Source organism: Rothia sp. 110740021-2, assembly GCF_054263775.1.
Map to the genome: position 1 here is coordinate 1,289,451 of NZ_JBSZFE010000001.1, position 11,512 is coordinate 1,300,962.

At 61.8% G+C, this 11,512-nt stretch carries 11 protein-coding genes and 1 pseudogene; 5 read left to right on the plus strand and 7 right to left on the minus strand.

All coding sequences use genetic code 11. The features are described from left to right. The first annotated feature begins 21 nt into the window (after window positions 1-21). Both ACUXHH_RS05285 and ACUXHH_RS05290 read left to right on the plus strand, forming a co-directional pair. Complete coding sequence (locus ACUXHH_RS05285) at window positions 22-888, plus strand: potassium channel family protein (RefSeq protein WP_279788656.1); 867 nt, start codon at window positions 22-24, stop codon at window positions 886-888. Beyond that, entirely contained in the window at window positions 889-1,542 is a 654-nt protein-coding gene (locus ACUXHH_RS05290) for a potassium channel family protein (protein ID WP_279740592.1), read from the plus strand. A gap of 180 nt (window positions 1,543-1,722) precedes the next feature. On the opposite strand, the gene ACUXHH_RS05295 is transcribed toward ACUXHH_RS05290, so the two are convergent. The 5 genes from ACUXHH_RS05295 to ACUXHH_RS05315 all read right to left on the minus strand — a co-directional run bounded on the left by ACUXHH_RS05295 (window position 1,723) and on the right by ACUXHH_RS05315 (window position 4,898). Next, the gene (locus tag ACUXHH_RS05295) at window positions 1,723-2,517 is read right to left on the minus strand and encodes a DUF3159 domain-containing protein (RefSeq protein ID WP_279790493.1); all 795 of its coding nucleotides are present in this window, start codon (window positions 2,515-2,517) and stop codon (window positions 1,723-1,725) included. Continuing rightward, window positions 2,507-3,037 carry an asparaginase gene (locus ACUXHH_RS05300; RefSeq protein WP_279740588.1) on the minus strand — a complete coding sequence of 177 codons (531 nt, stop codon included), beginning with the start codon at window positions 3,035-3,037 and terminating at the stop codon, window positions 2,507-2,509. Before ACUXHH_RS05300 ends, ACUXHH_RS05295 begins: the two co-directional genes overlap by 11 nt. After that, on the minus strand, window positions 3,037-3,834 hold the full coding sequence (locus ACUXHH_RS05305) for a DUF3710 domain-containing protein (protein ID WP_279790495.1): 798 nt from the start codon (window positions 3,832-3,834) through the stop codon (window positions 3,037-3,039). The genes ACUXHH_RS05300 and ACUXHH_RS05305 overlap by 1 nt, the downstream gene beginning before the upstream one ends. A gap of 77 nt (window positions 3,835-3,911) precedes the next feature. After that, window positions 3,912-4,358 carry a dUTP diphosphatase gene (gene dut, locus ACUXHH_RS05310; RefSeq protein WP_279754605.1) on the minus strand — a complete coding sequence of 149 codons (447 nt, stop codon included), beginning with the start codon at window positions 4,356-4,358 and terminating at the stop codon, window positions 3,912-3,914. Between the two features lie 240 nt (window positions 4,359-4,598). Continuing rightward, window positions 4,599-4,898, minus strand: a complete 300-nt coding sequence (locus tag ACUXHH_RS05315; RefSeq protein WP_279740582.1) for a DUF4193 domain-containing protein — start codon at window positions 4,896-4,898, stop codon at window positions 4,599-4,601. A gap of 336 nt (window positions 4,899-5,234) precedes the next feature. On the opposite strand from ACUXHH_RS05315, the gene sepH reads away from it, so the two are divergent. After that, on the plus strand, window positions 5,235-6,380 hold the full coding sequence (gene sepH, locus ACUXHH_RS05320; protein ID WP_458390975.1) for a septation protein SepH: 1,146 nt from the start codon (window positions 5,235-5,237) through the stop codon (window positions 6,378-6,380). A 141-nt stretch (window positions 6,381-6,521) separates the two neighbouring features. Here sepH and ACUXHH_RS05325 read toward each other — a convergent pair whose 3' ends face one another. Continuing rightward, window positions 6,522-7,787, minus strand: a complete 1,266-nt coding sequence (locus tag ACUXHH_RS05325) for an alkaline phosphatase family protein (RefSeq protein WP_279790497.1) — start codon at window positions 7,785-7,787, stop codon at window positions 6,522-6,524. A 123-nt stretch (window positions 7,788-7,910) separates the two neighbouring features. Continuing rightward, entirely contained in the window at window positions 7,911-8,504 is a 594-nt protein-coding gene (locus tag ACUXHH_RS05330) for a DUF5998 family protein (RefSeq protein WP_279740577.1), read from the minus strand. Between the two features lie 286 nt (window positions 8,505-8,790). Between ACUXHH_RS05330 and ACUXHH_RS05335 the strand changes: the two genes are divergently transcribed. Further along, window positions 8,791-11,316 (plus strand): DNA gyrase/topoisomerase IV subunit A, encoded by a 2,526-nt coding sequence (locus ACUXHH_RS05335; protein ID WP_458390976.1) that lies wholly within the window; start codon window positions 8,791-8,793, stop codon window positions 11,314-11,316. An 11-nt stretch (window positions 11,317-11,327) separates the two neighbouring features. Next, window positions 11,328-11,510 (plus strand): annotated as a pseudogene (locus tag ACUXHH_RS05340) (sulfite exporter TauE/SafE family protein); the annotation flags it as partial. Between the last annotated feature and the right edge of the window lie 2 nt (window positions 11,511-11,512).

Sequence of the window (11,512 nt, forward strand, 5' to 3'; positions counted from 1 at the left end):
TCAACACATTCGGAGGGTTGTATGCCTCACTTCGTCATTATGGGCGCCGGGCGCGTGGGCGTCATGTTGGCGCGCACTCTGGAAGCTTCGGGGCATACGGTCGCCGTCATTGACCAGGACGAACGCGCTTTCCAGCCGCTGCGTAAGGGCTTTGAAGGCCGTCTGGTGACCGGTGTTGGCTTCGATGAGGACACCCTCAAGCGTGCCGGTATTACCGAGGCGTACGCTTTTGCCGCCGTCTCTTCGGGCGATAACTCGAATATTATTGCCGCCCGTGTGGCACGCGAAATGTTCAAGGTAAAGAACGTTGTTGCGCGTGTGTACGACCCAAACCGCGCCGAGTTCTTCCAGCGCATGGGCATTCCCACGGTCGCTTCGGTGCGCTGGTCTACCGACCAGGTGCTGCGCCGTCTGCTGCCCGAGCAGGCGCTCAAGGGTGATTTCCGTGAACCCTCGGGTCGCCTCATGCTCACCGAAATTCCGCTCAACGACGGTTGGGCAGGCCACGCCCTGACCAGCATCGAAAGTGCCGCCGGGGTGCGCATCGCCTACGTCACCCGCTTCGGTGAGGGTATGCTCCCCCGCCCTGATACTGCCTACCAGCAGGGTGATAGCGTGCACGTGATGATGCACACCGACGACGTTGCGGACGTAACCCGCATCCTCTCCCGCCCGCCGCGCGTTGAAGACAAAGAAGTGGAGGCGGAGTACACCCCCGCCTCGGGACACAGCAAGCATCCCCACGCCCCGAAGAAACCCGCCGAGCAGAAGCACAACAACCGCCTCGTTGTCGAACATGAATTCCACCTCGGTGACGCTCCCCCGGAGCTGCCCGATCCCGTGGAGCTCATCGGCCGCCATCGTGACTCCTCGAAAGGTAAAAAATAAGTGAAGGTCCTTATTGTTGGTGCCGGTTCCGTGGGCGCCTCCATCGCCAAAGAGCTCATGATGAACAGCCACGACGTGACCATCATCGACTCCAAGCCCGAAGCCAAGAAGCGTGCCGATCTGCCCGGCGTGCGCTGGCATATTGGTGACGCCTGCGAGCTGTCCGTGTTGCGCCAGGTGCACCCGAACAAGGCGGACGTGGTCGTTGCCGCAACCGGTGACGACAAGGCAAACCTGATGGTGTCCCTGCTGGCTCGTAGTGAGTTTGGTGTGCCCCGCACCGTGGCTCGTGTAAACAACCCACGTAATGAGTGGCTTTTTGATGACTCCTGGGGCGTGGACGTTGCTGTGTCCACCCCGCGCCTGATGACCGCCCTCGTCGAGGAAGCCGTGGAAGTCGGCGATGTGGTGCGTCTGCTGACCCTGCAGGCTGGCGGCGCGACCCTTGCCGAGTACACTGTGCCGGACGATCACCCTGTCATCGGTTACCGTGTAGACCACGTACAGTGGCCCGTCGATACGGTGCTCACCGCGATTCTGCGTGACGGTACGCCGATTCCGCCCAGTGCGGATGTAGCGATTGAGGGCGGTGACGAGCTGTTCTTCATCACAACCATTGCCGGTGAGGATCAGATCCGCGCGCTGTTCGCATAGCCCTGATCGCATAAGCGTTGCGAGGCGTGGTTCTTTCTCTCCCCCCCCCCAAAAAAAAATTGAGGAGGCACAGGTTTGAGGGGACAAAAGCCCCGGTCACCCATACGGGTACCGGGGCTTTCGCTTACTTTTATGAAGCTATTTCGCTAAGTTTCAGGCGCACAAGTTGCCGGGCTTACCTTAGCGGTTCGCAGAGCCTTCAGCATCCGGTACTTCAGCATCCAGCGCCTCGGGGGCTTCGCTCACCAGCGCCTCCTCGGGAGCCGAGACACGCCACGCCAGCCACACGCCCAAAGCGTACAGCGGCAGGCCCATGATGAGGCGGGTTGCGCCCAGCACCTCCACATTATTCGCGAAGTACAGAGGCACCTGCACAGCAAGGCGCAGCATCATCAGCACGGTAATAATCCAGGTCGCCAACATGTACTGGCGCAGACGCGCCGGGTTCTCACGCCAGGTCAGCGCCTCACCGCGAATCACCGCGAAGATCAGACCCATCAGCGGCCAACGCACCAGCATCGACAGCAGATACGCCAGAATGTACACGCCGTTCGTCCAGAAACCGACCACAAAGTAGTCGCTCGCATTACCGGTACGGTACGCAGCAAACGCACAGATTGCCACGCCAACCAGACCGGTCAGCGCGCTCACCAGCTTAGAGCCCTGCACCAGGCGAATCAGCGTGAATACGCTCGCCGCAGCCAACGCCGCAATCAGGGACAGGTTCAGTTGCTTCGTCACGGTGAACAGCGCCAGGAACGCCACAGCAGGCAGAGAGGATTCCACCAGGCCGCGCCAGCCGCCAATAGCGTGCAGAATATCCACATCACCGTTAGCAGTGCGGCGCATATTTGCACCCATGGAGACGCTCAGGCTCTGCGCCAGCTGCTTCTCCTCCTGCCCCGGGTTATCTGCGGGGCTAATTGCGGGGTTAGCGTGCGGATTGGGCTGGGTCGAAGACTGCTCAGCGCTCATATTTTCCCTTTTCCACAAAGAACTGCGGCACAATCTCATAGCGCGGGTTATAAATCACCGGCTGATGCGCCCTCACAGACACCACACCAGAACAGCGCAGCAGCACACCGGCAAGTACACCGGGCACCATCTGCTGGCCCTGCCACTTGAGCATGACCCTATCCCCCGGAGTAAACGGTGCATAGGGTGGGAAAGACACCTCGTGCGGATCCTGCACCACCACGGTCGCCAAAGACGCCGTGTTCAGATGGTACTGCTTCTCGGAGTCCTCCTCGAAATCCTCACCGGGCGGCTCCACAATCGGCATACCAATCAATGCCAGCGGGCTCGACCACTGCAGAGGCTTCGACTTAGCCACCACCAGCTCGGCACGGTACATCGGCTTATCCTGGGCAGTCGGCAACCACACCTGCTCCACGCGTCCGGCAAGGCGTACGCGAAAGCGCTCGGGGTACCCGGGAGCAAAAATCTGCTCCTCAAGAACCGCGAACGCACTCGGGTAGTTCGAAAACTCAGGCATTAGCCAATCTCGGTAATCTCAGGGCCGCGGCGAGGCATCGGGCGCAGCTTGCTGTGCTCATTCTCGGTTTCTTGCTCAACGGCGGGCTCTTCCTCAGCCGCAACGATCAGGTCGGCGGGCAGAGTCATGGGCAGCAGTTCACGCGGCGGGCGCGGGTCGTCGCCACGGTCCACCACGATGGTGCGGAATACTTCTTCCGCGGAGGCGGCAGCCTTATCGTCACCGAGCACAGCCGCGCCGGAGATGACGCCGCGCAGGAACCAGCTAGGGCCGTCCACACCCACGAAGCGGGCGACGCGCTCGCCGGGCTTACCGTCCGGGGTGACGGCTGGCAGGCGAGTGAGCATCTCGGCACCGAATACGCCAGCGTAGATTTCGACATTGCCGCCCTGGGAGGCGACGGATTCAGTCAGGTCGTGACGGATATCGTCCCAGATACCGGTGGTGCGCGGTGCGGCGAATGCCTGCACCTGCAGGGTTGCGCCGTCGCGGGTGATGGTTGCGGCGATAACCGCGCCGGTTGCGTCGTCGGTTTCGAGGCGCAGGTTCATGCCATCGAGCAGCTTGATGCGCAGTGCCCCCAGGTCGACGTAATCTTCGAGGTCTTCGGTGGTGACTTCTTCGATGTCGTGCGGGCCGTTAACGCGGTCGTACTTGATAACCTCGGGTGCGTCAGCTTCGGTGCCCTCAGCCGCGCTGTCCTCAGCTTCAGTGGTTTCTTCGGTCGCCTCGACTGCCTCTTCGGTCTTTGCCTCTTCAACCTCGGCGGTGCGCTTCTTCTTACCAAATCCGAACATGGTATTCCTACTTTCACCACACACAGGGTGCGGGGGTTTCTTCTCTTCTCTCGTGCGACAATCGCGGTGAGAGCAGACTAGTGGATTCCGCTGGAGCCGAAGCCGCTGGAGCCGCGTTCGGTCTGTTCCAGTTCATCCACCACGGTAAAGGTTGCGTGCTCGTACTTCTGAATGACCAGCTGGGCAATGCGGTCGCCGCGCTGCACGTGGAAGGACTTGGTCTTGTCAGTGTTGAGCAGGGTGACCATCAGCTCGCCGCGGTAGCCGGAATCAACGGTGCCGGGTGCGTTCACGATGGTGATACCGTTCTTTGTCGCCAGGCCAGAGCGCGGGTGCACCAGACCGACGTAACCTTCGGGCAGGGCGATTGCCACGCCGGTGGGGACAAGGGCGCGTTCGCCCGGTTCCAGATCGAAGTCAATGCGGGAGCGCAAGTCAGCGCCGGCATCGCCGGGCTTTGCGTAGGCGGGGGCGGGCAGCTCGGGGTCGAGCAGCTTAATGTGGACGTTTACGGGGGTCATCATGGTCAATACTCTAACCTTTCGCGGGTGTCTGTGCCATCACCTCGCGCTGTGTTGAGGCTCTACTGCGGGGTGTTTTCGTTGCGTGTTGATGTTCAGTACCTGCCGCGATGCGCCCTGTTGGGTTCGACGCGGCGCTGTTCATGTGTGCGCGGCTTTCACATACTCAACGGGGCGGGTGCACTCGGCACTCGCCCCGTCATGAGGTGTATGTCGGGTGGGTGTTAGCCCTTCCCTAAAGTTTTAGCCCTCGCACTCGATGCAGTAGGACAGGTTGCCCTCTTCGTGTGCAATCTGCGAGCGGTGGCGTACCAGGAAGCAGGAGGCGCAGGTGAACTCGTCGTCCTGAGCGGGCAGAACAACAACGTTCAGCTCCTCGTTGGAGAGATCAGCACCGGGCAGCTCGAAGCTTTCTGCTGCACTGTTCTCGTCTTCGTCCACCGCACCGGACTGCATCTCGGAACGGCGGGCGTTCAGCTCCTCGTAGGACTCTTCGTTCTGCTCTTCGTCCTGCTTGCGAGGTGCATCGTAATCAGTTGCCAAACTTTCACGCTCCGTTGGTTCTGTGGCTGTGTGTTGGACCAGGCCACGCTTGTTTAACTTATTTAATGAGTGCTCTAGATGCCGCTGGCGTGTAATTTAACCCCGACGGCATGCCAGGTATTGTTCACCATTGGCACCCTATTTGTCTAATCCTGGGTAGGCTTTGGACTGTTTAGGCGTCACATTTTAGCTTTTTTATCGCGAAAAGTACATGTTTTTTTGGTGAAAATCCCGCCTCCACTACTGATTTACCGCGCTTTCACGGTACCCTGGTAGGTAGTTTGCGTTCCGTGCAACACATTCACGAACGCGTCCGGTTCACCTATGGAGGTTCTCATGCTTGAACTGCGTCTGATTGGCGTTCACGATGACGGCGAAAATCTGGTGCTTGAGTCTGTTGACGGCACCCGCTTCTTACTGCCGATTGACGCAAACCTGCGCACGAGCATCACCAAGGCTCGCCGTATTCAGCCCGCCCGCGGTCTGGGCGCTAAGGGCACCTACGGTCCGCGCGATATTCAGACCCGTTTCCGTCAGGGTGCCTCCGTTGAGGAAATCGCTGAAGAGTCCGGTTGGGAGCCGGAGCGCGTGCGCCGCTACGAGTGGCCGATTGTTGCTGAGCGTGCCCACATTATTCGTGCCGCTCAGAGCGTGAAGATTGGTCGCCGCAGCTCCGCTTCGGGTACCGCACAGATTCCCGTAACCCTGAGCGCCCGCATTGAGGAAGTCTCCGAACGTTACGGTTTTGAGGACGCAACCCAGGACTGGACCACCCGCCAGCAGGAGAACGGCCAGTGGCGCGTTGAGGTTGATATTGCGCTGAAGGATTCGGTGCGTCAGAACCTGCCCGCGCAGGTCGTCTTCCCCGCGCGCTGGGTGTACAACCCGGCGAACCAGGGCCTGTACGCGTCGAATGAGGCGGCGTACTTCCTGATGGGCAATAGTGAGGACGCCGTTGCCGCCGCCGCGAAGAAGGCTCCCGTTGAGGTCCCGCCCGCCCGCCTGCCGAAGGCACCCGAGCCCGCACCGGCACCCCTTACTTCCTCTGAGAGCGCTGATGAGCGTAAGCTCAAGGAGCTTCTGGAGCGCGCCCGCTCGGTGCGCCCGGCGCAGGTTGAGGAGCCTGAGGTGTTCATGCACCGCGAGCCTGTAGCACCGGCTGCGCCCACTACACCTGTTGCCCCGGTAGCGCCTGCGGCACCGGCTACACTCGAGCCCACCGCAGAAACTACCGTAGAAGCAGAAACTACCGTAGAAACCACCGGCCCGCTGGCTGTGGACTCGGAAGCACCCGTTGAATCCGTTCCGGTCGAGTCCTTCACCATGCCGGCCCCCATCGAGGACACACCCGCAGCTGAGGCCCCCGTTGCTAAGACGCAGACTGAGCCCGCCTCCGATGAGAAGCCTAAGCCTTCCTCCTCGAAGAAGCAGCGCGTGAGCGTTCCGGCATGGGATGACATCATCTTCGGTAGCCGCAAGTAAGCGACCGCCCTCGCCGCCCGATAAAGGGCATCTAGGCGAGAGCATCTAGACAAGGGCATCTAGACACACAAAAACCGCTGGTTATTCCCCCGAATCACCAGCGGTTTTCTATGCCCTCTGGGGTTTTAGAAGACTAGTACTTTAGAAAGTCATGAGCATACGCAACGGCACCAGACGCTCAGCGTCCGTCAGCGAACCGTGCTGACCAACCATGTGCAGGGCACGCTCCTGATAGTGGCGCATATCGTACAGCGCCCAGTCCTCGCGAGCGCACACCATTAGGTCGCCAATGCGGCCACGCGCCGCATCCGTGATGACCGGGCCGAAGTAGCCGGCACGCATCAGTTCGCGAGAGTCAATCACCCAGGCGCGTTCGCCCCAGTATTGCGCCCAACGCTGAGCGGTGGCGGTGCGTGCCGCCTCCGAAGTATCTTCGAGGTACAGGTGCACGGCGCGCGGTTCACCGGCTGTCATTGCGATGTTGCGGGTCAACTCATCAACGCCCGAGTAGTCGATGCGCTGATGCTCGGGCACATTCACCATGCCGTGATCGGCGGTGACGAAGAGTGCCGCCCACGCCGGGGCTCGCTCTGCCAGACGCTTCAGCGCCGAGTTCAGCTCTTCCAACTGTTGCAGCCATTCGTCGCTACCCACACCGTAGCGGTGGCCCGCCGCGTCGATCTCTCCCCAGTACAGGTACACGGTGGTCGGGGTGCGGCTGGAGAGCGCCTCCAGGGCGTAGGTGACGCGGGCATTGTAGCCGACAGCATCCACGAATTCGCCGCCGCGCAACGCCGCCTCAGTCAGGCCGGTACCACGGTACTTACCCAGCGAAATGGTGAGCACGCGGCGGTTTTCGTGGTGGCGTTCCAGCACGGTTGGCAGCGGCTGCCAGGCGTGCGGATCAACCGACTGGTCCCAACCGGACAGGTGGTTCATGACCGAGCCCGCTCCCCCATTACCCGTAGGATTGCGCACCTCATAACCGGCGATGCCGTGTGCGCCGGGTGCCGTACCGGTACCCAGCGAGGTGAGGGAGGCGGCGGTCGTGGTGGGGAATGCGGCGTCCAGCGGGCCCAGGTTCAGGGTGTTACGCAGGGCGGGCGCGTAGCCGCCGTAGCTATTGAGTAGCTGATCGCCCAGACCGTCGACCAAGATCACACAGGCGTGGCGGAAAGACGCCGGGTCAACGTCTTGCTCCGCGAGGCGACCGGCAAGGTTCAGCGGATCGGCTACGGAGTTAAACGCTGGGTCGGCGTCCAGAGCGTGCGCGGGGCGCGCCAGGCTTCGCTGAGCCACCAGAGAGGAGGCGGACTCCAGCACATCGGCGATGCTATTGCTGCCGTAGGCGGGTGCTGCGGGCAGGGGCGCACCCAAAACATCGTGCAGGGTGGTCTGTGCCGTCATAGGTTCCTCTCGGGGGGTCTCTCTCGGGGGGGGTGCCTCAGGGGGTACGTGAAAGTACAGGGCGCCGCGCGGGATTATTGCCGCGAGGGCTGTTACTGCGCGGGATTTATACTGTGCGAGCGCTTATCGGCGGGTTGCGTACATGCGGGCACGGTGCAGAGCACGCGCAAAATCCTGGGCACGCTGAACCGACTCCGGGCCGTCAGCGGTCGCAGAAACACGCACCGCGATGTCCTCGCGGCGTGCATCGCCAGTGAAGCCGTGGTCAGCATTGCACTGCGGATCCTGGCAGCCGGCAGGAGCCAGCTCCATGTGCAGCGAACCGGTCCAGGCAATCTGGAAGGAAATCTCAGTCGGGGCGGTGCTACCGGCATTGTACGCCTGCGGCTGGCTGAAACCGTAGCTGATGGTCACCGCGTTCAGGGCGCTCAGGTGCACCGCCTCCACGCTCACATGCGCCACGGTACCCTGTGCATCACCCTCAAGATGCTGGTCGTCCAAGTGTGCAAAGATAACGTGCTCACCGCAGAGCACCATCACGGTGATGTGGCGGTGAAAATCATCGCGTGAGAAGTGGGTTTCATGCTGCACAAAGTGCGCATCCGGGTTCATACCCGCCAGAGCGTCATCCACCACTTCCAGCACGAGGTCGGGGTAGAAACCGGCATGCTTAATGTCTGCGACCAGTTGCTCGCGTTCGGGGGTGGTGGCGTACATCGTACCTCTTTCGTGCGGTGCCCTCATGAGGCGACGTCGGTCGGCGCACACCGTGAAGGCGGTTAGGTGTTACTCCCCTCTACCTTAGAGGGTTCTAGCCGGGCTGTGCTACTTGACCACGCTGATACAGGCGCATATGACGGCGTGAGCTCTCCCGGTACGCTTCGGTTACTGCCCCGCGGCCGGCTTGGTGCCCCCCACAGATGACGCTGACCAGCCAGCCCGACTCCTCCGCTCCCACCCGCTAAAATAGGAGGAGCGAAAACACACCGACACGAGGAGATATATGGCTCGCCGATCCAAATCCGCCGTCAGCGATTACCCGGTGGATGTGGTAGAGAATATTGTCGACATCGACGTATCCACCGAGATGGAATCCAGCTTCCTGGAATACTCTTACTCGGTGATTTATTCGCGCGCCCTCCCCGACGCCCGCGACGGCCTCAAGCCAGTGCAGCGCCGCATCCTCTATATGATGCAGCAGATGGGTCTGCGCCCCGATAAGGGCCACGTCAAGAGCGCCCGCGTGACCGGCGAGGTCATGGGTAAGCTCCACCCGCACGGTGACGCCGCCATCTACGACGCCATGGTGCGCCTCGCTCAACCTTTCGCGCTGCGTCTGCCCCTCGTTGACGGTCACGGTAACTTCGGTTCCCTCGACGACGGCCCGGCAGCCGCCCGATACACTGAAGCACGCATGGCACCCGCCGCCCAGGCACTCACCGCTGACCTTGACGAAGACGTGGTTGACTTCGTACCAAACTACGACAACCAGTTCATGCAGCCCTCCGTGTTGCCCGCAGCTTTCCCGAACCTGCTCGTCAACGGCACCACCGGCATTGCGGTCGGTATGGCAACTAACATGGCGCCGCACAACCTGCGCGAAGTTATCGCCGGTGCCCGCCACCTCATCGCCCACCCCGAGGCGACCCTCAAAGACATCATGAAGTTCATCCCCGGACCCGACCTGCCCACTGGCGGAACCATCGTGGGTCTGGGAGGCATCCGTGACGCCTACGAAACCGGCCGCGGCACCTTCAAGACCCGCGCGAAGGTCTCCATCGAGCAGGTCAGCCCCCGCAAGCAGGGCATTGTCGTCACCGAACTGCCGTACATGGTCGGCCCCGAAAAGGTCATCGAAAAGATCAAGGACGGCGTCAACTCCAAGAAGCTCACCGGCATCTCCGACGTGGTCGACCTGACCGACCGCACCAACGGTCTGCGCCTCGTCATCGAAATCAAGAACGGTTTTAACCCGGAGGCGGTGCTCGCCGCCCTCTATAAGCACACCCCGCTCGAGGACTCCTTCGGTATTAACAACGTCGCGCTCGTGGACGGTCAGCCGCAGACCCTCGGCCTGCTCGACCTGATGCGTGTGTACATTGACCACCGTCTGAACGTGGTCCGCCGCCGCACCGAATTCCGCCTGGGCAAGCGCACCGACCGCCTACACCTGGTGGAAGGCCTGCTCGTGGCAATCCTCGACATTGACGAGGTCATCCAGATCATTCGTGAGTCTGATGAGACCGCTCAGGCCCGCGAAAAGCTGAAGGTCGTCTTCGACCTGACCGACACCCAGGCGAACCACATTCTGGAGCTGCGCCTGCGCCAGCTCACCAAGTACTCCCGCCTGGAGCTGGAAGCAGAGCGCGAAACCCTGCAGCAGGAAATCGCGGAATTGCAGCGTATCCTCGGCTCCGATGCGGCGCTGCGCGAATTGGTCTCCGACGAGCTCACCGAGGTCGCCGAACTCTACGGCACCGACCGCCGCACCCAGCTTAAAACCAAGGACGACATGCAGGTCGCTATTGAGGCAGTCACCGCACAGTCCAAGGCGAAGAAGAGCCTCGGCCTCGCCCTCGAAATCGCGGATGAGCCCTGCTGGGTGTTGCTTTCGGCCTCCGGCATGATGGGACGAACCCCCGGCAAGCCCATCCGTGAGGCGCTCGTGGATCCCGGCAAGCGTTTCAAGCACGACGTGTTCACCTCGATTGTGCCGACCACCGCGCGCGGTGAGATCGGTGCCATGACCTCCGCAGGACGCATGGTGCGTCTGTCCGTCATGGACATTGCGGTGCTGGACGAGAACGGTGGCACCCCCTCCATAGCGTCGGCAGTGAAGGCAACCGAGCTGGTTCAGCTCGCCAAGGGTGAGAAGCTGGTTGCCCTGGCACCGCTGAATACGGTTCTGGCGATGGCAACCGCGGGAGGCGTGATTAAGCGAGTCAACCCGGATTACCCGCTGAACCAGACCGAGTGGGACATCATGAAGCTCAAGGACGGCGACGAAATCGTAGCCGCCGCTCCCTGCCCCACCGACGATGCGGTACTCACCTTCGTCACTCGCGACGCGAAGCTACTGACCTTCGACGCAGCAAAGGTCCGCCCGCAGGGACGCACCGGCGGCGGTATCGCAGGCATCAAGCTTGCCGAGGACGACCGCCTCATCGCCCTGGGCGTGACCGCGCCCGGCGACGCGGCGGAGGTCGTGACTGTCACCAACGGCAAGGACGGGTTGGCGAGTGCCAAGGTCACCGCCCTGAGCGAGTATCCGCAGAAGGGCCGCGCGACCGGTGGTGTGCGTGCGCACCGTTTCCTCACCGGTGAGAGTCAGCTGGCTCTGGCGTGGGTGGGTGTGGGCCCGGCGAAGGCGGCGTCCTCCGGTGGTGTGGCTCGTTCCCTGCCGACCGAGCACGGTGCCCGTGACGGTTCCGGTGTGATGCTCACTCAGAGCATCGGCATTGTGGGCCCGAACTATGCGGCTGTTTCTGCTGCGATGGCGGTTAGCCCGGAGGCTGAAAAGCTCTTCTAGGCGCGCTTCCCTACTTCATTCCGCGGGGCTCAATTCACTGGCTCCTTGGAATCGCCATGGGATGCGCCAATATGGCGCGAAGCTGGGTTGGTGCCCGCACCGCAATTCACCTGGGTGAGCGATTCATTCGCCGTGTGCTCATTATCGTTGTAACCATCATGCTGTTGCGGGTAAGCGCACAGATACTCAGTTAGGT